Here is a 21,591-nt window from a genome sequence, read left to right as displayed (position 1 = left end):
CCCGGATACAAAAAATCCCCGACCAGATCGGGGATTTTTATTTGGCCAGGTGCAGGGCCGTGCTACTGGAACAGTGCTTCGCTGGACAGGCCGTTCTTTTCAAGGATCTCGCGCAGGCGCTTGAGCCCCTCGACCTGGATCTGGCGGACGCGCTCGCGGGTCAGGCCGATCTCCAGACCGACATCCTCCAGGGTACTGCTCTCATGCCCGCGCAGGCCGAAGCGCCGTACGACCACCTCACGCTGCTTGTCGGTCAATTCCGATAACCACTGGTCGATGCTCTGGGACAGGTCGTCGTCCTGAAGCAGCTCGCAGGGATCGGTAGGCCGATCATCCGTCAGGGTATCGAGCAGCGTCTTGTCGGAGTCCGGTCCCAGGGACACGTCCACCGAAGACACCCGCTCATTCAGGCCCAGCATGCGCTTGACCTCACCCACTGGTTTCTCCAGCAGGTTGGCGATTTCTTCCGGGGAAGGTTCATGATCGAGCTTCTGGGTCAGCTCCCGCGCCGCCCGCAGATAGACGTTCAACTCCTTGACCACGTGAATCGGCAGGCGAATGGTTCGGGTCTGATTCATGATCGCCCGTTCAATCGTCTGGCGGATCCACCAGGTGGCATAGGTTGAGAAGCGAAAGCCACGTTCCGGGTCGAACTTCTCGACGGCCCGGATCAAGCCGAGGTTGCCCTCTTCGATCAGGTCCAGCAGGGAAAGACCACGGTTGACATAACGTCGGGCGATTTTCACCACCAGGCGCAGGTTGCTTTCGATCATGCGCTTGCGGCCCGCGGGATCGCCACTTTGCGACAAGCGTGCAAAATGAACTTCTTCTTCCGGGGACAACAAGGGGGAAAAACCGATTTCATTGAGATACAACTGGGTCGCATCCAGCGCCCGGGTGTAGTCAATGTACTTGTGCTGCTTGAGCGAAGCAGCACTTTTGGCCTTGGCACGAACTGGGGGTGGAGAACTGTCGTCCTCCGGCATCATATCCATGACGATGTCGGAGTCCATAAGGAGCACCTCATCATCGATGTCAAACCCCGGCGCTTCTTTACTGAGAGCCATTGTTATAGTCCTTTGGTGAGTTCGACCTCAAGCTCAAGCGACGCCTTTATCCTTGGCAACGCTGGAACCTGTTCCCGCTACATCAGGAGAACAGGCTGGAAAACGGATCAACGACGCGGCAGGAATTGCAGTGGGTCTACGGGTTTCCCCTGGCGGCGAATCTCAAAATGCAGTTTCACCCGGTCTGTACCAGTTGACCCCATTTCGGCAATTGTCTGTCCGACCTTGACCTGCTGCCCCTCCCGAACCAACAGCCTACGGTTGTGACCGTAAGCACTGACGTAGGTATCGCTGTGTTTGATGATGACTAGTTCGCCGTAGCCCCGCAACCCACTCCCGGCGTAAACAACTGACCCATCAGACGCAGCTAAAACAGGCTGTCCCAAATCCCCGGCGATATCAATACCTTTATTCAAACTACCGTTTGAAGAGAATTTTCCAATCAGAATCCCGTTTGAAGGCCATGCCCAGCCCTTGGGCGCGGGACCGGCCGGCGGCGTCGGAGCGGCGGCCACAGGTGTCTGGGCGGCGGCTTGTGAGCTGGTTGCCGGACCAGACGTCGAGTTGGCCGGGCGCCGGGTGATGGTGAATTTTCCCGAAGGCGAGGCCGTCGACGTGCTCGAGGCAACGGCGGTCGGTGTTGAATTTGAACGGCTGTCGAAGCGAATCGCCTGACCCACGTGAATCGTGTAAGGCTCGGGAATATTGTTGCGCGCGGCCAGGGCTTTCCAATCCCAACCGTAGCGAAAGGCGATCGAAAACAAGGTATCGCCACGGGCGACCACATGCTGGCCGGTGGTGGTCATCGGCTTCTGTGGCGCCGCGTTGGCGGTTGTCGTTGTCGTGTTGCCGTTACGATCGACGACGCGTACGCCGCCTTTTGGAGCACTGGAGCAACCAGCCAGTAAAGCACTGAGGGCAAGGCCGATCATCAGGCGCTGAACGCTTGCTTTACCCATACGCTGCCGAATGACTGTGAGACTCACCCGCCGCTCCCTTTGTGGTGGCTGAAATAAGAGTGCCTGTACAGGCGGTAATGTGACGTAAGTATAACTGGCTGTTGGAATTTCACTGACAACCCAGCCAAGTCGAAAAACTCGACACATTTTAAACATGGCTGCCGTACCTGGTCCCGCTCTAAGACCTACGACCTTAAACAGAATTCATTGCCGTTCAACAAATGTTCAGGCCAAGGGTCCGTTAAGCAGCGGAACGAAACGTACTGCGCCTAATACATGACGGGAAAAACCCTGTTCTTCGCGCACGATCAGCATCAACTGCTGGACTTCACCGGCACCCACCGGAATCACCAGGCGCCCGCCCGGGGCCAACTGGTCCAGCAGCGCTTGCGGTACATCGGTGGCCACGGCAGTGACAATAATGCCGTTGTACGGCGCCAGTGCCGGCCAGCCTTCCCAACCGTCGCCCCAGCGGAACACCACGTTACGCAGGTTGAGCTCGACCAGACGCTCCTTGGCGCGGTCCTGCAGGACCTTGATCCGCTCCACCGAAAACACCCGCTCCACCAACTGCGAGAGTACCGCCGTCTGGTAGCCGGAGCCGGTCCCGATCTCCATCACCTTGTCCAGCGGCCCGGCCTCCAGCAGCAGCTCGCTCATGCGCGCGACCATATAAGGCTGGGAAATGGTCTGGTTGTGGCCGATCGGCAGCGCCGTATCTTCATAGGCACGATGGGCCAACGCCTCGTCGACAAACAGATGACGCGGGGTACGGCGGATCACTTCCAGCACCTGGGCGTTGGACACCCCCTCTTCATAGAGCCGCTGAATCAAGCGTTCGCGGGTTCGTTGGGAGGTCATGCCGATGCCGCGGCGCATCAGGTCGTCCTGCTCACGGGCCATCAGGCAAGCCCCTCCAACCAACCACCCAGCGACTGGAAGGCATCATTGAACGTGCGATCCAGTTGCAGCGGCGTCACCGAGACAAACCCTTGCATCACGGCATGGAAGTCGGTACCCGGGCCGCCGTCTTCGGCATCGCCGGCGGCGGCGATCCAGTAACCGGCCTTGCCCCGCGGATCGACCACCCGCGTCGGCGCCGCGGCCCGGGCACGATGGCCCAGGCGCGTGAGCTGGATACCGCGAATGTGCTCCAGGGGCAGGTTGGGAATATTCACGTTGAGCACCGTGCGCGTGGGCAGTGCCAGGCCTTCATGGGCCTGCACCAGCAGGCGGGCGAAATGCGCGGCGGTGGCCAGGTTGTCGACCTGGCGTGAGGCCAGCGAGAAGGCGAACGAAGGCTTCCCGAGGAAGCGCCCCTCCAGGGCCGCCGCCACCGTGCCGGAATACAGCACGTCATCCCCCAGGTTGGCCCCCAGGTTGATACCAGACACCACCATGTCCTGCGGATGCGATAGCAGGGCATTGAGCCCCAGGTGCACGCAGTCGGTAGGTGTGCCGTTGAGGCTGATAAAGCCGTTGGGCAATGTATGCGGGTGCAGCGGACGGTCCAGGGTCAGCGAACTGCTGGCACCACTTTTGTCCTGGTCCGGGGCAATCACCTTGCACTCGGCATAATCCGCCAACGCAGCATGAAGCGCGGCGAGACCGGGTGCGAAAACCCCATCATCGTTCGAAATCAGAATACGCATGAGCTGTCCGTCTGTCCTACCGGCACCAGATCGACGAGTTCGCGCACCAAAGCAGTGGCGAAGCAACCGGCCGGCAGGACGAATTCCAGTTGCAGAATGTCCAACGAAGGATAATGCCACGACAACCGACCAATGGGCAGCCGCAGGATGCGACGTTCGTGCTCCATGCTCGCCTTGACCAGCCATTGGCAGAGTTCGGCCTCGCGCTCGGCAACCGCTTGCTCCAGCGCGAAGGTCGCCCCCGCCGCCGGTGACGGGCCTTCGCCCCACTGCGGGCCAGTGGGATGCAGATCGAGAATGTCCAGGCGCGGGTCGCTGCACTCGGCCTCGCCGGCCGGGAAGAAACTACGGCTGTCGGTGAACGCCAGCAGGTCGCCGACCTGGGCCCGATTCCAACTGCCGTCGGCGACACGCGCCGCCAACACCTGGTTGAACAGGTAGCTGCGCGCCGTGGACAGCAGCCGCGAACGGACATTGCGCTGCTCGGGCAAAGCCTGGCGCGCCGCATAGGCACGAGCCTCGCCCAGATTACCGCCGAGGTGGCCGAAGCGCTGGGCGCCGAAATAATTCGGAATACCCTGCGCGGCGATCTGCTCGAGGCGTTGCTGCAAACCGTCCTTGTCCGCGTTCAATTGGGTCAGGCGCAGAGTGAAGCCGTTGGCGGCATGGGCACCGCGTTGCAGCTTGCGCTTGTGCCGGGCGCTCTTGAGGATCAGCAGGCTGTCGTTCTGCGCCGCCGACAGGTCCGGATCGGCCTTGCCCGGCAGTTGCACGCTGAACCACTGACGGGTCAGAGCCTGGCGATCCTTGAGACCGGCATAACTGACCGTGCGCAACGGCACACCGGCGGCCTTGGCGATGCGCCGGGCGGCCTCCTCGGTATTCAGGCCGCGCTTCTCCACCCACAACCACAGGTGCTCGCCCTCGCCGCTCAGCGGGATATCGAGGACCTCGTCGACCTGGAAATCTTCAGCCGTGGCCTTGAGCACCGCGCTGCCCAGGACATCGCCGTAGGCACGTGGGCCCAACAGTTCCAGTTCGGTCATGCGCGTAACAACAAGGCGACGCTATGCACAGCGATACCTTCTTCACGGCCGGTGAAACCGAGCTTTTCGGTGGTGGTGGCTTTGACGTTCACTTGATCCAACTCAACTTCAAGATCCGCGGCAATCAGTGCGCGCATCGATTCGATATGCGGCGCCATTTTCGGCGCCTGGGCAACGATGGTGTTATCGACATTGCCGACTTTCCAGCCCTTGGCCTTGATCAACGACACCACGTGACGCAGCAGCACCCGGCTGTCAGCGCCCTTATAGGTCGGATCGGTGTCAGGGAAATGCTTGCCGATATCGCCCAGGGCAGCCGCCCCCAGCAGCGCATCGCTCAAGGCATGCAGCAGCACGTCGCCGTCGGAATGGGCGAGCAACCCGTGGTGGTGCGCAACACGCACGCCGCCCAGGGTGATGAAGTCGCCTTCGGCGAAACGGTGCACATCATAGCCGTGGCCAATACGCATAAAAAAAACGCCCCGATGTAAGTCAGGGCGTGATTCTACCTATTTTGCGGCAGATTAACCGCTAAGAGCTGCGCTGTTTAACCGCCAAGAGCCGCGCTGTGATGACGCAAGTGGTCGTCAATGAAACTGGCGATGAAGAAATAGCTGTGGTCGTAGCCCGGCTGCAGGCGCAATGTCAGCGGATGTTGTGCCAGTTTCGCCGCCTGTTGCAGCGCCTCAGGCTTGAGCTGGTTGGCCAGGAAATCGTCACGATCGCCCTGATCCACCAGGATCGGCAGCTTTTCAGTGGCCTCGGCGATCAGCACACAGGCATCCCATTCCCGCCAGCGCGAGCGTTCCTCGCCCAGATAGCGGGAAAAGGCCTTCTGTCCCCAGGGGCAATCCATCGGGTTGCTGATCGGCGCGAAGGCCGACAGCGACTGATAACGCCCGGGATTGCGCAAGGCGCAGACCAGCGCGCCATGCCCGCCCATGGAATGACCGCTGATACCACGCTTGTCCGAAGCCGGGAAATGCGCCTCGACCAGGGCCGGCAGCTCATGCACCACGTAGTCGTGCATCCGGTAATGCTCGGCCCAAGGTTGCTGGGTGGCATTGAGATAAAAACCGGCACCCAGGCCGAAGTCCCAGGCCTTGTCCGGATCCCCCGGCACATCGGTGCCACGCGGACTGGTGTCCGGCGCGACGATGATCAATCCCAGCTCGGCGGCCAGGCGCTGAGCGCCGGCCTTGTGCATGAAGTTCTCGTCCGTGCAGGTCAGGCCGGACAGCCAGTACAGCACCGGCAACTTGCCACCCTGTTCGGCCTGTGGTGGCAGATAAACGGCGAACACCATGTCGCAGCCGAGGACTTCGGAATGATGCTTGTAGCGTTTGTGCCAGCCGCCGAAGCTTTTCTGGCAGGACAGGTTTTCCAGGCTCATGAGCGACCTCAGAAATGGATGACGGTGCGAATGCTCTTGCCTTCATGCATCAGGTCGAACGCCTTGTTGATATCTTCCAGGCCCATGGTGTGGGTGATGAAGGTATCCAGCGGAATCTCGCCCTTCTGCGCCATCTCCACGTAGCTCGGCAACTCGCTGCGCCCACGCACGCCACCGAAGGCAGAACCGCGCCAGACGCGCCCGGTGACCAACTGGAACGGACGGGTGGAAATTTCCTGGCCGGCCCCGGCGACGCCGATGATCACCGACTCGCCCCAGCCCTTGTGGCAGCACTCCAGCGCCGCGCGCATCAATTGCACATTGCCGATGCACTCGAAGGAGAAATCCACGCCGCCATCGGTCATGTCGACAATCACTTCCTGGATCGGACGATCGAAATCCTTCGGATTGACGCAATCGGTGGCCCCCAGTTGTCGGGCGATTTCGAACTTGGCCGGGTTGATGTCGATGGCAATGATCCGCGCCGCCTTGGCCTTGACCGCACCGATCACCGCCGACAGGCCGATGCCGCCGAGGCCGAAGATCGCCACGGTGTCGCCCGGCTTGACCTTGGCCGTGTTGATCACCGCACCGATCCCGGTGGTGACGCCACAGCCCAGCAGGCAGACCTTCTCCAGCGGCGCGTCTTTTGAGATCTTCGCCACGGAAATTTCCGGCAGCACGGTGTACTCGGAGAACGTCGAAGTGCCCATGTAGTGGAAAATCGTCTCGCCCTTGTAGGAGAAACGCGAAGTACCGTCCGGCATCAGGCCTTTGCCCTGGGTGGCGCGAATGGCCTGGCAGAGGTTGGTCTTGCCCGACAGGCAGAATTTGCACTTGCCACATTCCGGGGTGTAGAGCGGGATTACGTGGTCGCCCACCGCCACCGAGGTCACGCCTTCGCCGATCGCCTCGACAATCGCACCGCCTTCGTGGCCGAGGATCGACGGGAAGATACCTTCGGGGTCCGCGCCGGACAGGGTGTAGGCGTCGGTATGGCAAACGCCGGAGGCCACGACACGCAACAGCACTTCGCCGGCCTTGGGCATGGCGACATCGACTTCGACGATCTCGAGGGGTTTCTTGGCCTCGAAGGCAACGGCAGCACGTGACTTGATCATCCAGCAACTCCTGAAAAGTGAATAACGAAAACCCGAGTGTAAATCAGCCTTGGTTGATTAATAATCCAGCCAAAAGCAAAACATTATTGCTGTGCAGGGACAATCCAATGAATGACAACCGCTGGGAAGGCATCGACGAGTTCGTCGCGGTGGCCGAATGCAGCCAGTTCACGGCGGCGGCGGAGCGCCTGGGGGTGTCGTCCTCGCATATCAGCCGGCAGATCGCCCGGTTGGAGGAACGACTGCAAACCCGCCTGCTTTATCGCAGCACCCGGCGGGTGACCCTGACCGAGGCCGGGCAGACTTTCCTGCAACACTGCCAGCGTCTGCAGGACGGACGCGAAGAAGCCTTGCGCGCGGTGGGCGACCTGACCAGCGAGCCCAAGGGCATGTTGCGCATGACCTGCGCCGTGGCTTATGGCGAACGTTTTATCGTGCCGCTGGTGACCAGCTTTATGGGGCTGCATCCGCAGTTGCGGGTGGATATCGAGTTGAGCAATCGCACGTTGGATCTGGTGCATGAAGGGCTGGACCTGGCGATCCGGCTGGGGCGCTTGCAGGATTCGCGACTGGTGGCGACCCGGCTGGCGCCGCGGCGGATGTATCTGTGTGCGTCACCGTCCTACCTGGAACGTTACGGTCGCCCTCATAGCCTGTCGGAATTGAGCCGGCATAACTGTTTGATCGGCAGCTCGGATATCTGGCAACTGGAGCAGGACAGGCGGGAGTTTTCCCAACGGGTGCAGGGCAATTGGCGCTGCAACAGTGGCCAGGCGGTGTTGGATGCGGCGTTGCAGGGAGTTGGGTTGTGTCAGTTGCCGGACTATTACGTGCTGGAGCATTTGCACAACGGCACGCTGATCTCCTTGCTCGAAGCCCATCAGCCACCGAATACGGCGGTGTGGGCGCTGTATCCGCAACAGCGGCACCTGTCGCCGAAGGTGCGCAAGCTGGTGGATCATCTCAAGGAAGGGTTGGCCAAACGGCCCGAGTACAGCGTTTAAACTCCGTAACTACTGTGGGAGCCGGCTTGCCGGCGATGAGGCCAGCAAGCCGTGCATCGTTCTTGCGGACGCCATCGCCGGCAAGCCAGCTCCTACACGAGTCCGCGTTCCATCGAGAAATAGCGTCGGGCCCCAAACTTCAGCGACGGTTGGCCCAACGCAGCCGCAGCCATTCCAGGTCTTCAGGCCGGGTGACCTTGATATTGTCCGAGCGCCCTTCGATCAGCCGCGGCGCCTGGCCTGCCCACTCCATCGCCGAGGCTTCATCGGTGATGGTCGCATCCGCCACCAGGCTGTCGGCCAGGGCCCGGTGCAAGGCGCCGAGGCGGAACATCTGCGGCGTATAGGCCTGCCAGATCAAGCTCCGGTCGATGGTTTCCAGCACCCGCCCGTGCTGGTCGACACGCTTGAGCGTGTCCCGGGCCGGCACGGCCAGCAGGCCGCCCACCGGGTCATTCGCCAACTCAGCGAGCAGAGTGTCGAGGTCATGACGCGACAGGTTGGGCCGCGCCGCATCGTGTACCAGCACCCAATCGTCCTCCGCCGCCCCCAGGGTATGCAGGTGCAGCAAGGCGTTGAGTACCGAGTCGGCCCGCTCGCTGCCACCCTCGACCCGCTGGATACGCGAATCCGCGGCACAGGCCAGGCCAGGCCAGTAGGGATCGTGCGGAGCAAGGGCAATCACCAGGCCCTTCAAGCCCGGATGATCGAGGAAACAGCCGAGGCTGTGTTCAAGAATAGTGCGCCCGCCCAGTGACAGATACTGCTTGGGACGGTCCGCGGCCATACGGGCACCGACGCCCGCGGCAGGAATCACGGCCCAGAAGGCCGGTAGAGAGAATTCAGTCATTGCGCCAGCTGATAAAGGGTTTCACCGTCCTTGACCATGCCCAGCTCATGGCGAGCGCGTTCTTCAACGGTCTCCATGCCTTTCTTCAGTTCAAGAACTTCCGCGTCAAGCACACGATTGCGCTCCAGCAGACGCTCGTTTTCGGCGTGCTGTTCGGCAATTTGCTGTGTCAGGTCGGCTACCTGCGCCAGGCTCCCATTGCCCACCCAAAGGCGGTACTGCAGGCCAGCCAGCAGCAAGAGCAGAACGAGGAACAACCAATTGGGACTGCGCATCGAATTTCAGTTATCCAGTGGAAAAGACAGCCATGCCAACCATTTCGAACCGACTGATAGCACGAAGCCTGGAAGACCCAGGCTTGTGCTCTCAAAGCATCAGATTAGTGCTAAAAAACTCGCGATAGCGACTTTTTCGACACAATCCGGTGTCTTTTTACCATCTACGGCTTAACCGCGAAACTCGGAGCGACCGTTGTACTTGGCCTTGGCGCCCAGTTGCTCTTCGATACGCAGCAGTTGGTTGTACTTGGAAACGCGGTCGGAACGGCACAGCGAACCGGTCTTGATCTGGCCCGCGGCGGTGCCCACGGCCAGGTCGGCAATGGTCGAATCTTCGGTTTCACCGGAGCGGTGCGAGATCACCGCGGTGTAGCCGGCGGCCTTGGCCATCTGGATGGCTTCCAGGGTTTCGGTCAGGGTGCCGATCTGGTTGAACTTGATCAGGATCGAGTTGGCGATCTTTTTATCGATGCCTTCTTTCAGGATCTTGGTGTTGGTAACAAACAGGTCGTCGCCTACCAATTGGGTCTTCTCGCCGATCTTGTCAGTGAGGATTTTCCAGCCATCCCAGTCGGACTCGTCCAGGCCATCTTCAATGGAGATGATCGGGTAACGCTCGGTCAGGCCTTTGAGGTAGTCGGCGAAACCTTCGGCGTTGAACACCTGGCCTTCGCCGGACAGGTTGTACTTGCCGTCTTCGTAGAATTCGCTGGCGGCGCAGTCCAGGGCCAGGGTCACGTCGGTGCCCAGCTTGTAACCGGCATTGGCCACGGCTTCGGAGATCACTTTCAAAGCATCTTCGTTGGACGCCAGGTTCGGTGCGAAACCACCTTCGTCACCCACGGCAGTGCTCAGGCCACGGGCCTTCAGCACGGCTTTGAGGTGATGGAAAATCTCGGTGCCCATGCGCAGGCCTTCGGAGAAGGTCTTGGCGCCCACCGGCTGAACCATGAATTCCTGGATGTCGACGTTGTTGTCGGCATGCTCGCCACCGTTGATGATGTTCATCATCGGTACCGGCATGGAGTAGACACCCGGCGTGCCGTTGAGGTTGGCGATGTGCGCGTACAGCGGCAGGTCCTGGTCCTGGGCAGCGGCCTTGGCGGCGGCCAGGGACACGGCGAGGATGGCGTTGGCGCCCAGGGTTGCCTTGTTCTCGGTAGCGTCCAGCGCGATCATCGCGTGGTCCAGACCCTTCTGGTCGGCAGGATCCTTGCCCAGCAACAGCTCACGGATCGGGCCGTTGATATTGCCGACAGCCTTCAGCACGCCCTTGCCCAGGTAACGGCTCTTGTCGCCATCACGCAGTTCCAGCGCTTCACGCGAACCGGTGGAAGCACCGGACGGCGCGCAGGCGCTGCCGATGATGCCGTTGTCCAGAAGCACGTCCGCTTCCACGGTGGGGTTGCCACGGGAGTCGAGAACTTCACGACCTTTGATGTCGACGATTTTTGCCATTGTTGTAAACACTCCAAAGTTGACGAAAACCCTGTAGGAACCAGCTTGCTGGCGATAGCGATCTTACGGACACCATCGCTGGCAAGCCGGCGCCTACAAAAGCTATACGGCCGGCAGGCCAGAGCGAAAATTTGTGTGGCAGTTTACCGAAGAAACGAGGATTACGCGGTTTCTACCGTCGGAAAACTCTTCACCAGCGTGTCCAAGGCCTTGAGTTGGGCCAGGAACGGTTCCAGCTTGTCCAGGCGCAGGGCACAAGGGCCGTCGCATTTGGCGTTGTCCGGATCCGGATGCGCTTCCAGGAACAGCCCGGCCAGACCCTGGCTCATGCCGGCCTTGGCCAGGTCGGTGACCTGGGCCCGACGACCACCGGCGGAATCCGAGCGACCGCCCGGCATCTGCAGGGCGTGGGTCACGTCGAAGAACACCGGGTATTCGAACTGCTTCATGATGCCGAAGCCGAGCATGTCCACCACCAGGTTGTTGTAACCGAAGCTCGAACCGCGCTCGCAGAGGATCAACTGGTCGTTGCCCGCTTCCACGCACTTGCTCAGGATGTGTTTCATTTCCTGGGGCGCGAGGAACTGGGCCTTCTTGATGTTGATCACCGCGCCGGTCTTGGCCATGGCCACCACCAGATCAGTCTGCCGCGACAGGAAGGCCGGCAACTGGATGATGTCGCAGACCTCGGCGACCACGGCGGCCTGGGCCGGCTCGTGGACGTCGGTAATGATCGGCACGCCGAACGCCTGCTTGATGTCCTGGAAAATCCGCATCCCTTCTTCCAGGCCGGGGCCACGGTAGGAGGTGACGGAAGAACGGTTAGCCTTGTCGAAGCTGGCCTTGAACACGTAAGGAATACCCAACTTCTCGGTAACCTTCACGTATTCCTCACAGACCTGCATCGCCATGTCCCGGCTTTCCAGTACGTTCATGCCACCGAACAGCACCATCGGTTTGTCGTTGGCAATCTCGATGTCGCCTACGCGGATGATCTTTTGGGCCATGCTTCTATCTCTCCGAGATCATGCGTTCTTCTGGTGTTGAACCAAGGCCGCCTTGACGAAACCGCTGAACAGCGGATGGCCGTCACGCGGGGTCGAGGTGAACTCAGGGTGGAACTGGCAAGCAACGAACCATGGATGATCCGGGGCCTCGATCACTTCCACCAGTGCACCGTCACCGGAACGACCGGAAATCTTCAGGCCGGCCTCAATGATCTGCGGCAGCAGATTGTTGTTCACTTCGTAGCGGTGACGGTGACGTTCGACGATCACGTCCTTGGCATAGCAGTCGTGTACCAGGGAACCGGCTTCGAGCAGGCAGTCCTGGGCGCCGAGGCGCATGGTGCCGCCCAGGTCGGAGCTTTCGGTACGGGTCTCGACCGCGCCGGTGGCGTCTTCCCACTCGGTGATCAGCCCCACCACCGGATGACCGCTGGTGCGATCGAACTCGGTGGAGTTGGCATCTTTCCAACCCATCACGTTACGGGCGAACTCAATGACCGCCACTTGCATGCCCAGGCAGATCCCCAGATACGGCACCTTGTTTTCCCGGGCGTACTGCACGGCGGTGATCTTGCCTTCCACCCCACGCAGACCGAAGCCGCCGGGAACCAGAATGGCGTCGACGCCTTCCAGCAGCGCGGTGCCCTGGTTCTCGATGTCTTCGGAGTCGATGTAACGCAGGTTGACCTTGGTTCGGTTGGTGATACCGGCGTGACTCATCGCTTCGATCAGCGACTTGTAGGCGTCCAGCAGCTCCATGTACTTGCCGACCATGGCGATGGTGACTTCGTGTTCCGGGTTCAGCTTGGCGTCAACCACCGCTTCCCACTCGGACAGATCGGCACCGCCGCATTGCAGGCCGAAACGCTCGACGACGAAATCATCCAGGCCCTGGGAGTGCAGGATGCCCGGGATCTTGTAGATGGTGTCGGCGTCTTCCAGCGCGATCACCGCACGTTCTTCAACGTTGGTGAACTGGGCGATCTTGCGCCGCGACGAAATATCGATCGGATGGTCCGAGCGGCAGACCAGCACGTCCGGCTGCAGGCCGATGGAACGCAGTTCCTTGACCGAATGCTGGGTCGGCTTGGTCTTGGTTTCGCCGGCCGTGGCGATGTACGGCACCAGGGTCAGGTGCATCAGCATCGCGCGCTTGGCACCGACCTCGAAACGCAACTGACGGATGGCTTCGAGGAACGGTTGCGACTCGATGTCGCCGACCGTCCCGCCGATTTCCACCAGGGCCACGTCGGCATCGCCGGCGCCCTTGATGATGCGGCGCTTGATCTCGTCGGTGATGTGCGGGATCACCTGGATGGTCGCGCCCAGGTAATCACCACGCCGTTCCTTGCGCAGCACGTGCTCGTAGACACGGCCGGTGGTGAAGTTGTTGTTCTGGGTCATGGTCGTGCGGATGAACCGCTCGTAGTGACCCAGGTCCAGGTCGGTCTCGGCACCGTCGTGGGTGACGAAGACTTCACCGTGCTGGAACGGGCTCATGGTGCCCGGATCGACGTTGATGTACGGGTCCAGTTTGAGCATGGTGACTTTCAGCCCCCGCGCCTCCAGGATGGCCGCCAATGAAGCCGAGGCAATGCCTTTCCCCAATGAAGAAACAACACCGCCCGTGACGAATATGTAGCGCGTCATGAAAAACCCTAGAAGTCTGCGTTAAAGCGGTCCGAGCCGCCGGGGAAAGCGAAGGAAGGCCGAAGCCCCCAATTACCTGCGATCATCACAGTGCACCTTTCGAAAAACTGCTGCGTTGAGACGGGCCACGGGGACAAACCCGCGGTACGGTGCGCGCTACACATTTTTTGGAATCGCCCGGCAAAGACAGCCTGGTAATCGGCAACTCCTGCAATTGCTGGCAATCCACAGAAGTTGTATCAAGAAGGGAGCGTAGTCTACCGGAAAGCGCCTTTCAGCTCAAACCTTGATCGCTCGAAGGTGGTTGCCAATGCAAATGCCAGTCGCCCAAAGCCCCACCGTCCAAGCCCGGCAGGTTCGCCACGGCCAGCAATTCGTCGCCCCGATAGAGCAGCGGCAATCGGCCGCGGATAAACCAGGGCACGCCACTTTCGTTAAGCAGGCGCTTCAGATCGCGGTGTCCGCGGTCCGGCAGGTGCAGCACCTCGCCGCCCTGGCGATAACGAACCTGCAAGGGACCGGGCGGCGCCTCGCCGACCACCAGCAGTTCGCCGTTGTCCGGCAGTTCCAGTGGGCGATTCGGAGATTTCCAGGCGATATCCGCCAGCGGCTGGCGTAACCAGGAACCGCTCAACCACCACAGATGCTCGTCGGCCCGGTGCAATTCGCCCTCCGCCAGGCGCCATTTCGGCCGGGCATCATGGGCGGCATCACGCAGATCGTCCCAACCGGCCCAATGGTCGCTGTCCGGCAGCCGGGTCAGCGGTGCCAGCCAATGCCGCAGGGCGTTGCGCTGACGCGCCGGGGACAGGTCGATCAAGGCGTCGAGGGCCAGCGAGGGCATGCCCAGCCAGACGTGCCGGGAATGCGCCAAGGCATCGTCGAGGTCGACTTCGGCCAGTTCGTCGAGCAGTTCCTGGGCTTCGCGCAGGTGCGCGGCGCTACGCACCATGCTGCTCACCGCTTGCGGCCAGCGCCCGGTCAGCCCGGGGAAAACCCGCTGGCGCAGGAAGTTGCGCGAGAATTGCTGGTCACTGTTGGACGGGTCCTCGATCCAGCGCAGGTCGTGCGCGCGGGCATAACGTTCGAGTTCAGCCCGGGAAACGTCCAGCAGCGGCCGCACCAGATAGCCGCCACCGACCTCGCGCTGCGCCGGCATGGCGGCCAGGCCGCGCACTCCGGCCCCACGCAGCAGGCGAAAGAGCAGGGTTTCGGCCTGGTCTTCGCGATGCTGGGCGGTCAGCAGCACATCATGCAACTGGGTGACGCCGGCAAAGGCCAGGTAGCGCGCGTCGCGGGCGGCGCGCTCAAGGCTGGCGCCCAGCTGGACGCTGACCCGAATCACCTGCAACGGCACCCCCAGCTCATCGCAGACCGCCTGGCAATGGGCCGGCCAGCCGTCGGCCACCGCCTGCAGTCCGTGATGGACATGCAAGGCGGCAATCCTGGGCAGGGGCCGGGTTCTCGCCTGGGTGGCGAGCAGGTGCAGCAGCACAGTGGAGTCCAGGCCGCCGGAGAAGCCGATCCGCCAGGTCTGGGCATTGCGCCAGGGCGAAAGGGCTTCGAGCAGCCTGCAAGGCAGATCGATATCAGGCTGACGCATGGGTTGCCCCCCGCGCTGGCTCACGAACGATAACGCGCGCTATCAGAGACCGTAGCTCATCAGACGCTCGTAACGACGAGCCAGCAGCGCATCGTTGTCGAACTTCTTCAGCATAGCCAACTGCGCGCTGAGTTCGGCACGAATCGATGCTGCCGCCGTGGCCGGGTCGCGGTGCGCACCGCCCAGGGGCTCGGAAATCACCTTGTCGACAATCCCCAGGCCCTTGAGGCGCTCGGCGGTGATGCCCATGGCTTCGGCGGCATCCGGGGCCTTCTCGGCGGTTTTCCAGAGGATCGAGGCACAACCTTCCGGGGAAATCACCGCGTAGGTCGAGTACTGCAGCATGTTCAACTGGTCGCACACGCCAATGGCCAGCGCACCGCCGGAACCGCCCTCGCCAATCACGGTGGCGATGATCGGCGTTTTCAGCCGCGCCATCACCCGCAGGTTCCAGGCAATCGCTTCGCTCTGGTTGCGCTCTTCGGCATCGATACCCGGGTAGGCGCCCGGCGTATCGATGAAGGTCAGGATCGGCATCTTGAAGCGTTCGGCCATTTCCATCAGGCGGCAAGCCTTGCGGTAGCCTTCCGGACGCGGCATGCCGAAGTTGCGGCGAACCTTCTCGCGCACTTCGCGGCCCTTCTGGTGACCGATAACCATCACCGGCTGGTCGTCCAGACGGGCAATACCGCCGACAATCGCCGCGTCGTCGGAGAAATGCCGATCGCCGTGCAGTTCATCGAACTCGGTGAAGATATGCCCGATGTAGTCCAGGGTATAAGGACGACGCGGGTGACGCGCCAGACGCGCGATCTGCCAGCTGGTCAGCTTGCCAAAAATATCTTCGGTCAGCGTGTTGCTCTTGTCCTGCAGGCGGGAAATCTCATCGCCGATGTTCAGCGAATTGTCGTTACCGACCAAGCGCAGCTCTTCGATCTTGGCTTGCAGGTCAGCGATCGGCTGTTCGAAATCAAGAAAATTCGGGTTCATAAGCATCCGTCTTGGGTCGAGCACAGTAGTTTTTACACAGCCTGGCCGGCCGATTGATCTGTATCGCGCCCTACCTTACGGGATATGGCGCGCTCAGGTCGAGATTAAAAATAGGGTCAAGGTCGGCGCGCACCGAGTGCGCCACCGTCCTAACGGTATTGGAGGAAGACGTTGTCTCGCCCGAACTGGTCACGCAATGCCTGAATCAGACTGTCCGCCGGGTCGATCCGCCAGCTCTCGCCGAACTGCAGCAAGGCCTTGGCGTCGCTGCCGGTGTACTCCAGGGTGATCGGGCAAGCCCCCCGGTGCTTGCCGAGCAACGCCCCCAGCCAGCGCAGTTGATCGCCCTTGAGCGCGTCGCTTTGCAGCTTCAGGCGCAGGCTCTCGGCCAGGTTGGTGCGGGCATCTTCCATGCTCATCACCCGCTTGACCCGCAGACGCAGGCCGCCGGAGAAGTCGTCGTTACTGACCTCGCCCTCGACCACCACCATGGCGTCGGTCTGCAACAGCGACTGGGCCGACATGAAGGCATCGGCGAACAACGAGGCCTCGATCCGCGCCGAACGGTCGTCGAGGGTGATAAAGCCCATCTTGTCGCCTTTTTTGTTTTTCATCACCCGCAGGTTGATGATCATCCCGGCCACTGTCTGGGTATCTCGGGCCGGCTTCAGGTCGATGATGCGCTGTCGGGCGAAGCGGCGGATCTCGCCTTCGTATTCGTCGATCGGGTGACCGGTGAGGTACAGGCCGAGGGTGTCCTTCTCGCCCTTCAGCCGTTCCTTGAGGGTCAGCTCCTTGGCCTTGCGGTGATTGGCGTAGACATCGGCGTCCGCTTCGACGAACAACCCGCCAAACAGATCGGCGTGACCGCTGTCATGGGTACGCGCGGTCTGCTCGGCAGCCTTGATCGCCTCTTCCATCGCCGCCAGCAATACCGCGCGGTTACGGTCGATATTGGCCTGGTAGGCCTTGGTTTCGTCGTGAAAATAGGGACCGAGGCGATCCAGCGCGCCGCTGCGGATCAGGCCGTCGAGGGTGCGCTTGTTGATGCGCTTGAGGTCGACCCGGGCGCAGAAATCGAACAGGTCCTTGAACGGACCGTCCTGGCGCGCTTCGGTGATCGCTTCCACCGGGCCTTCGCCGACGCCCTTGATCGCGCCGAGACCATAGATGATCCGGCCCTCGTCGTTCACCGTGAACTTGAACTCCGAGGCGTTCACGTCCGGTGCGTCGAGGCGCAGCTTCATGGTGCGCACTTCCTCGATCAAGGTCACGACCTTGTCGGTGTTGTGCATATCCGCGGACAGCACCGCGGCCATGAACGGCGCCGGATAGTGGGCCTTCAGCCAGGCGGTCTGGTAGGAGACCAGGCCGTAGGCGGCGGAGTGGGATTTGTTGAAGCCATAACCGGCGAATTTCTCCACCAGGTCGAAGATGTTACCGGCCAGATCCGGATCGATATTGTTGTTCGCGCAACCTTCGATGAAACCGCCGCGCTGCTTGGCCATTTCCTCGGGCTTTTTCTTACCCATGGCACGACGCAGCATGTCCGCGCCACCCAGGGTGTAGCCGGCCATGACCTGGGCGATCTGCATCACCTGTTCCTGATACAGGATGATGCCGTAGGTCGGCGCCAGCACCGGCTTGAGGCCTTCGTACTGGTAGTCGGAGTGCGGGTACGCCAGCTCGGCGCGGCCGTGCTTGCGGTTGATGAAGTCGTCCACCATGCCGGACTGCAGCGGACCCGGACGGAACAGGGCCACCAGTGCGATCAAGTCTTCCAGGCAGTCGGGCTTGAGCTTCTTGATCAGCTCCTTCATGCCGCGCGATTCCAGCTGGAACACCGCCGTGGTCTCGGCTTTCTGCAGCAGGCTGTAGGTCGGCTTGTCATCCAGCGGGATAAAGGCGATATCCAGCGGCGCCTCGTCGACCTTGGCGCGCTCACGGTTGATGGTCTTCAACGCCCAGTCGATGATCGTCAGGGTCCGCAGGCCGAGAAAGTCGAACTTCACCAGGCCGGCCGCCTCCACATCGTCCTTGTCGAACTGAGTGACCAGGCCGTCGCCCTCTTCATCGCAATAGATCGGCGAGAAGTCGGTCAGCTTGGTCGGCGCGATCACCACGCCACCGGCGTGTTTACCGACGTTACGCACTACGCCCTCAAGCTTGCGCGCCATCTCCCAGATTTCCGCCGCCTCTTCATCGACCTTGATGAAGTCCCGCAGGATCTCTTCCTGCTCGTAGGCTTTTTCCAGGGTCATGCCGACTTCGAAGGGGATCATCTTCGACAGGCGATCGGCCAGGCCGTAGGACTTGCCCTGGACCCGCGCGACGTCCCGCACCACCGCCTTGGCGGCCATGGAACCGAAGGTGATGATCTGGCTCACGGCGTTGCGGCCGTACTTCTCGGCCACGTACTCGATCACCCGGTCGCGACCGTCCATACAGAAGTCGACGTCGAAGTCGGGCATGGAAACCCGTTCCGGGTTGAGGAAACGTTCGAACAGCAGGTCGTATTCTAGCGGGTCGAGGTCGGTGATCTTCTGCACGTAGGCCACCAGCGAACCGGCACCCGACCCCCGGCCGGGGCCGACGGGCACGCCGTTGCTCTTGGCCCACTGGATAAAGTCCATCACGATCAGGAAATAACCGGGGAAGCCCATCTGGATAATGATATCCAGCTCGAAATTCAGCCGGTCGACATAGACCTGGCGCTTGGCTTCGTAGTCTTCGGTGGTGTCCTTGGGCAGCAGTACCGACAGGCGCTCTTCAAGGCCGTCAAAGGATACCTTGCGGAAATACTCGTCGATGGTCATGCCATCGGGAATCGGGAAGTTGGGCAGGAAGTGCTTGCCCAGCTTTACTTCGATATTGCAGCGCTTGGCGATCTCGACGCTGTTTTCCAGGGCGTCGGGCAGGTCGCTGAACAGCTCGGCCATTTCCTCGGCGCTTTTGAGGTATTGCTGATCGCTGTAGTTCTTCGAGCGCCGCGGATCGTCGAGGGCCCGGCCCTCACCGATGCAGACGCGGGTTTCGTGGGCCTCGAAATCTTCCTGCTTGATGAAGCGCACATCGTTGGTCGCCACCAGCGGCGCGCCGAGCTTGTCGGCCAGGGCCACCGCACCGTGCAACTGCTCTTCGTCGTTGGGGCGGTTGGTGCGCTGGATTTCCAGGTAGAAACGGTCCGGAAACACCGCCATCCAGTCGCGGGCCAGGGCTTCGGCTTCGGCGGCGTTGTCGCCGAGCAGGGCCATGCCGATCTCGCCCTCCTTGGCCGCCGAGAGCATGATCACGCCTTCGCTGGCCTCGGCCACCCACTCGCGCTCGATGATCACCATGCCGTTGCGCTGGCCATCGATAAAGCCACGGGAAATCAGCTCGGTGAGGTTACGGTAGCCGACCGCGTTCATCGCCAGCAGGCTGATGCGGCTCAGCGGCGCATCGGGATCCTTGTTCGACAGCCACAGGTCGACGCCGCAGATCGGTTTGATCCCGGTGCCCATGGCGGCCTTGTAGAATTTGACCAGGGAGCACATGTTGTTCTGGTCGGTCACCGCCACGGCGGGCATGTTCATGCCGACCAGGGTTTTGACCAGCGGCTTGATCCGGACCAGGCCATCGACCAGGGAGTACTCAGTGTGCAGGCGTAGATGAACGAATGAAGCCGGCATAGTGATCCTGTCTATATCTGTAAAAACAACAAGGCCCGGATTGTACCGGGCCTGGCCTAAAACATCAGCAGCGTCAAAGTTCGCTGGACCGCCCATGACGCTCATAAGCCAAACGTACCGGTGCGAACGAACGCCGATGAATCGGGGTCGGCCCCAGCCGCTGCAAGGCTTCCAGGTGCACCGGCGTCGGATAGCCTTTATGCCCGCCAATGCCGTAACCCGGGTAGATCAATTCGACAGCCGCCATTTCACGATCACGGCTGACCTTGGCCAGGATCGACGCCGCCGCGATGGCAGGCACCTTACTATCGCCCTTGACCACGGCTTCGGCCGCCATCGACAGCTTCGGGCAGCGGTTGCCGTCGATCATCGCCAGCTTGGGCTGGATGTGCAGGCCTTCGACCGCCCGCCGCATCGCCAGCATGGTGGCATGCAAAATATTCAGCTCGTCGATTTCCTCGACTTCAGCGCGAGCGATACACCAGCTCAGGGCCTTTTCGCGAATTTCGTCATAGAGCTTTTCGCGCCGGGCTTCAGTGAGCTTCTTCGAGTCGTTCAGGCCGAGGATCGGGCGCTTGGGATCGAGGATAACCGCCGCCGTCACCACCGCGCCGCAGAGCGGGCCACGACCGACTTCATCGACACCGGCGACCAGGTCTTCGGCATCCGCCACCAGGGTGAAGTCCAAGCCCATCTGCATTTTCAGGTTACTCATAGGGTTTTGCCGATCAGCTTCAACACCGCGTCGGCGGCCTGGTTCGAGGCATCCAGGCGCAAGGTGCGATGGATTTCGTCGAAGCCCCGGGTCTGCTCTTCGCCACCTTCGAGCAGCGGTGACAAGGTCCGCGCCAGGGTTTCGGGGGTTGCGTCGTCCTGCAGCAACTCGGGTACCAGCAGACGCTGGGCCAGCAGGTTCGGCAGCGAGATATAAGGGCTTTTCACCAGCCGCTTGAGAATCCAGAAGGTCAGCGGCGCCAGGCGGTAGGCAACCACCATCGGCCGCTTGTACAGCAAGGCCTCCAGCGTCGCCGTACCCGAGGCGATCAACACCGCGTCGCAGGCGGCCAGGGCCTTGTGGGACTGGCCGTCGAGCAGGGTCAGCGGCAAATCGCGCCCCACCAGCAAGGCCTCGATCTGGCTACGCCGCTGCGGACTGGCGCAGGGCATGACAAAACGAATGCCGGGGTGCATCTCACGCAGGCGTTGCGCAGTATCGAGGAACAAGCCCCCCAGGCGCCCGACTTCGCCACCGCGACTGCCTGGCATCAGCGCCACCACGGGACCGCTCGGCAAACCGAGTTCAGCCCGGGCGGCAGCACGATCGGCCTGCAAGGGGATGGCGTCGGCCAGGGAATGCCCGACAAACCGCACCGGCACGCCCTTCTCTTCATAGAAACGCGCTTCGAACGGGAACAGCGTCAGCATCAGGTCGCAACCTTCGCGGATCTTCAGCACCCGCTTCTGCCGCCAGGCCCAGACCGACGGACTGACGTAATGCACGGTCTTGATCCCGGCACGGCGCAGCTTCAGTTCGATATTCAGGGTGAAATCCGGCGCATCGATGCCAATGAACACATCGGGCCGTTCGGCAATCAGCGTCTGGATCAGCAGCTTGCGGCGCTTGAGCAGCTCTGGCAGACGACCCAGCACTTCCACCAGGCCCATTACCGACAGCCGTTCCATGGGGAAATAGGAGACCAGGCCTTCGGCCTGCATCAACGGGCCACCAACCCCAATGAACTCGACTTCGGGATGCTGGGCCTTGAGTGCCCGCATCAGACCAGAGCCGAGAATATCACCGGAGGCTTCCCCAGCGACCAGCGCAATCCGCAAAGTCGCCAT

General features: G+C 61.6%; 19 protein-coding genes. 1 reads left to right on the top strand and 18 read right to left on the bottom strand.

Going from position 1 to position 21,591, the window contains the following annotated elements; all coding sequences use genetic code 11:
• Nucleotides 1-62: 62 nt before the first annotated feature.
• The 8 genes from rpoS to AC07VG_RS19245 all read right to left on the bottom strand — a co-directional run bounded on the left by rpoS (nucleotide 63) and on the right by AC07VG_RS19245 (nucleotide 7,238).
• A complete protein-coding gene (gene rpoS, locus AC07VG_RS19280) occupies nucleotides 63-1,067 on the bottom strand; it encodes an RNA polymerase sigma factor RpoS (protein ID WP_248794610.1) in 1,005 nt (334 codons plus the stop codon).
• Nucleotides 1,068-1,174: 107 nt separating this feature from the next.
• Nucleotides 1,175-2,053 carry a peptidoglycan DD-metalloendopeptidase family protein gene (locus AC07VG_RS19275; protein ID WP_494999419.1) on the bottom strand — a complete coding sequence of 293 codons (879 nt, stop codon included), beginning with the start codon at nucleotides 2,051-2,053 and terminating at the stop codon, nucleotides 1,175-1,177.
• A 198-nt stretch (nucleotides 2,054-2,251) separates the two neighbouring features.
• The gene (locus AC07VG_RS19270; RefSeq protein ID WP_248794953.1) at nucleotides 2,252-2,887 is read right to left on the bottom strand and encodes a protein-L-isoaspartate(D-aspartate) O-methyltransferase; all 636 of its coding nucleotides are present in this window, start codon (nucleotides 2,885-2,887) and stop codon (nucleotides 2,252-2,254) included.
• A gap of 41 nt (nucleotides 2,888-2,928) precedes the next feature.
• On the bottom strand, nucleotides 2,929-3,678 hold the full coding sequence (gene surE / locus AC07VG_RS19265) for a 5'/3'-nucleotidase SurE (RefSeq protein WP_494999418.1): 750 nt from the start codon (nucleotides 3,676-3,678) through the stop codon (nucleotides 2,929-2,931).
• Nucleotides 3,666-4,724, bottom strand: coding sequence for a tRNA pseudouridine(13) synthase TruD (gene truD, locus AC07VG_RS19260; RefSeq protein WP_494999417.1), 1,059 nt, complete (start codon nucleotides 4,722-4,724; stop codon nucleotides 3,666-3,668). The genes surE and truD overlap by 13 nt, the downstream gene beginning before the upstream one ends.
• Nucleotides 4,721-5,194, bottom strand: a complete 474-nt coding sequence (ispF, locus tag AC07VG_RS19255) for a 2-C-methyl-D-erythritol 2,4-cyclodiphosphate synthase (RefSeq protein WP_494999416.1) — start codon at nucleotides 5,192-5,194, stop codon at nucleotides 4,721-4,723. The genes truD and ispF overlap by 4 nt, the downstream gene beginning before the upstream one ends.
• 77 nt (nucleotides 5,195-5,271) lie before the next feature.
• Nucleotides 5,272-6,117, bottom strand: coding sequence for an S-formylglutathione hydrolase (fghA, locus tag AC07VG_RS19250; protein WP_494999415.1), 846 nt, complete (start codon nucleotides 6,115-6,117; stop codon nucleotides 5,272-5,274).
• A gap of 8 nt (nucleotides 6,118-6,125) precedes the next feature.
• Nucleotides 6,126-7,238, bottom strand: coding sequence for an S-(hydroxymethyl)glutathione dehydrogenase/class III alcohol dehydrogenase (locus AC07VG_RS19245; RefSeq protein WP_248807047.1), 1,113 nt, complete (start codon nucleotides 7,236-7,238; stop codon nucleotides 6,126-6,128).
• A 107-nt stretch (nucleotides 7,239-7,345) separates the two neighbouring features.
• On the opposite strand from AC07VG_RS19245, the gene AC07VG_RS19240 reads away from it, so the two are divergent.
• Nucleotides 7,346-8,242: a LysR substrate-binding domain-containing protein gene (locus AC07VG_RS19240; protein WP_495021693.1), complete on the top strand. Its 897-nt coding sequence runs from the start codon at nucleotides 7,346-7,348 to the stop codon at nucleotides 8,240-8,242.
• A 139-nt stretch (nucleotides 8,243-8,381) separates the two neighbouring features.
• Here AC07VG_RS19240 and ispD read toward each other — a convergent pair whose 3' ends face one another.
• From ispD to lpxB, 10 genes are all read right to left on the bottom strand, one after another.
• Nucleotides 8,382-9,092, bottom strand: a complete 711-nt coding sequence (ispD, locus tag AC07VG_RS19235; RefSeq protein WP_495021692.1) for a 2-C-methyl-D-erythritol 4-phosphate cytidylyltransferase — start codon at nucleotides 9,090-9,092, stop codon at nucleotides 8,382-8,384.
• The gene (ftsB, locus tag AC07VG_RS19230; RefSeq protein ID WP_017906255.1) at nucleotides 9,089-9,367 is read right to left on the bottom strand and encodes a cell division protein FtsB; all 279 of its coding nucleotides are present in this window, start codon (nucleotides 9,365-9,367) and stop codon (nucleotides 9,089-9,091) included. Before ftsB ends, ispD begins: the two co-directional genes overlap by 4 nt.
• A 171-nt stretch (nucleotides 9,368-9,538) precedes the next feature.
• Nucleotides 9,539-10,828, bottom strand: coding sequence for a phosphopyruvate hydratase (gene eno, locus AC07VG_RS19225; protein ID WP_494999412.1), 1,290 nt, complete (start codon nucleotides 10,826-10,828; stop codon nucleotides 9,539-9,541).
• A 161-nt stretch (nucleotides 10,829-10,989) separates the two neighbouring features.
• Nucleotides 10,990-11,835 (bottom strand): 3-deoxy-8-phosphooctulonate synthase, encoded by an 846-nt coding sequence (gene kdsA, locus AC07VG_RS19220; protein ID WP_100938597.1) that lies wholly within the window; start codon nucleotides 11,833-11,835, stop codon nucleotides 10,990-10,992.
• Between the two features lie 18 nt (nucleotides 11,836-11,853).
• Nucleotides 11,854-13,485, bottom strand: a complete 1,632-nt coding sequence (gene pyrG / locus AC07VG_RS19215) for a CTP synthase (protein WP_494999411.1) — start codon at nucleotides 13,483-13,485, stop codon at nucleotides 11,854-11,856.
• A 274-nt stretch (nucleotides 13,486-13,759) separates the two neighbouring features.
• Nucleotides 13,760-15,088 (bottom strand): tRNA lysidine(34) synthetase TilS, encoded by a 1,329-nt coding sequence (gene tilS / locus AC07VG_RS19210; protein WP_494999410.1) that lies wholly within the window; start codon nucleotides 15,086-15,088, stop codon nucleotides 13,760-13,762.
• Between the two features lie 42 nt (nucleotides 15,089-15,130).
• Nucleotides 15,131-16,078 carry an acetyl-CoA carboxylase carboxyltransferase subunit alpha gene (locus tag AC07VG_RS19205; protein ID WP_494999409.1) on the bottom strand — a complete coding sequence of 316 codons (948 nt, stop codon included), beginning with the start codon at nucleotides 16,076-16,078 and terminating at the stop codon, nucleotides 15,131-15,133.
• 149 nt (nucleotides 16,079-16,227) lie between these two features.
• Nucleotides 16,228-19,749, bottom strand: a complete 3,522-nt coding sequence (dnaE, locus tag AC07VG_RS19200) for a DNA polymerase III subunit alpha (RefSeq protein WP_495021691.1) — start codon at nucleotides 19,747-19,749, stop codon at nucleotides 16,228-16,230.
• A gap of 73 nt (nucleotides 19,750-19,822) precedes the next feature.
• Complete coding sequence (rnhB, locus tag AC07VG_RS19195; protein WP_495021702.1) at nucleotides 19,823-20,449, bottom strand: ribonuclease HII; 627 nt, start codon at nucleotides 20,447-20,449, stop codon at nucleotides 19,823-19,825.
• An 11-nt stretch (nucleotides 20,450-20,460) separates the two neighbouring features.
• Nucleotides 20,461-21,591 carry a lipid-A-disaccharide synthase gene (gene lpxB / locus AC07VG_RS19190; protein ID WP_494999407.1) on the bottom strand — a complete coding sequence of 377 codons (1,131 nt, stop codon included), beginning with the start codon at nucleotides 21,589-21,591 and terminating at the stop codon, nucleotides 20,461-20,463.

This window comes from Pseudomonas sp. GW821-FHT03C07 (assembly GCF_059420925.1).
This window is presented reverse-complemented; position numbering and strand designations above follow the sequence as displayed.

What these genes read in the sequence shown, in the direction of transcription:
- rpoS (WP_248794610.1), bottom strand. Translation starts at nt 1,067, where the DNA reads ATGGCTCTCAGTAAAGAAGCGCCGGGGTTTGACATCGATGATGAGGTG.
- AC07VG_RS19270 (WP_248794953.1), bottom strand. Translation starts at nt 2,887, where the DNA reads ATGACCTCCCAACGAACCCGCGAACGCTTGATTCAGCGGCTCTATGAA.
- surE (WP_494999418.1), bottom strand. Translation starts at nt 3,678, where the DNA reads ATGCGTATTCTGATTTCGAACGATGATGGGGTTTTCGCACCCGGTCTC.
- truD (WP_494999417.1), bottom strand. Translation starts at nt 4,724, where the DNA reads ATGACCGAACTGGAACTGTTGGGCCCACGTGCCTACGGCGATGTCCTG.
- ispF (WP_494999416.1), bottom strand. Translation starts at nt 5,194, where the DNA reads ATGCGTATTGGCCACGGCTATGATGTGCACCGTTTCGCCGAAGGCGAC.
- fghA (WP_494999415.1), bottom strand. Translation starts at nt 6,117, where the DNA reads ATGAGCCTGGAAAACCTGTCCTGCCAGAAAAGCTTCGGCGGCTGGCAC.
- AC07VG_RS19245 (WP_248807047.1), bottom strand. Translation starts at nt 7,238, where the DNA reads ATGATCAAGTCACGTGCTGCCGTTGCCTTCGAGGCCAAGAAACCCCTC.
- AC07VG_RS19240 (WP_495021693.1), top strand. Translation starts at nt 7,346, where the DNA reads ATGAATGACAACCGCTGGGAAGGCATCGACGAGTTCGTCGCGGTGGCC.
- ispD (WP_495021692.1), bottom strand. Translation starts at nt 9,092, where the DNA reads ATGACTGAATTCTCTCTACCGGCCTTCTGGGCCGTGATTCCTGCCGCG.
- ftsB (WP_017906255.1), bottom strand. Translation starts at nt 9,367, where the DNA reads ATGCGCAGTCCCAATTGGTTGTTCCTCGTTCTGCTCTTGCTGCTGGCT.
- eno (WP_494999412.1), bottom strand. Translation starts at nt 10,828, where the DNA reads ATGGCAAAAATCGTCGACATCAAAGGTCGTGAAGTTCTCGACTCCCGT.
- kdsA (WP_100938597.1), bottom strand. Translation starts at nt 11,835, where the DNA reads ATGGCCCAAAAGATCATCCGCGTAGGCGACATCGAGATTGCCAACGAC.
- pyrG (WP_494999411.1), bottom strand. Translation starts at nt 13,485, where the DNA reads ATGACGCGCTACATATTCGTCACGGGCGGTGTTGTTTCTTCATTGGGG.
- tilS (WP_494999410.1), bottom strand. Translation starts at nt 15,088, where the DNA reads ATGCGTCAGCCTGATATCGATCTGCCTTGCAGGCTGCTCGAAGCCCTT.
- AC07VG_RS19205 (WP_494999409.1), bottom strand. Translation starts at nt 16,078, where the DNA reads ATGAACCCGAATTTTCTTGATTTCGAACAGCCGATCGCTGACCTGCAA.
- dnaE (WP_495021691.1), bottom strand. Translation starts at nt 19,749, where the DNA reads ATGCCGGCTTCATTCGTTCATCTACGCCTGCACACTGAGTACTCCCTG.
- rnhB (WP_495021702.1), bottom strand. Translation starts at nt 20,449, where the DNA reads ATGCAGATGGGCTTGGACTTCACCCTGGTGGCGGATGCCGAAGACCTG.
- lpxB (WP_494999407.1), bottom strand. Translation starts at nt 21,591, where the DNA reads ATGGCGACTTTGCGGATTGCGCTGGTCGCTGGGGAAGCCTCCGGTGAT.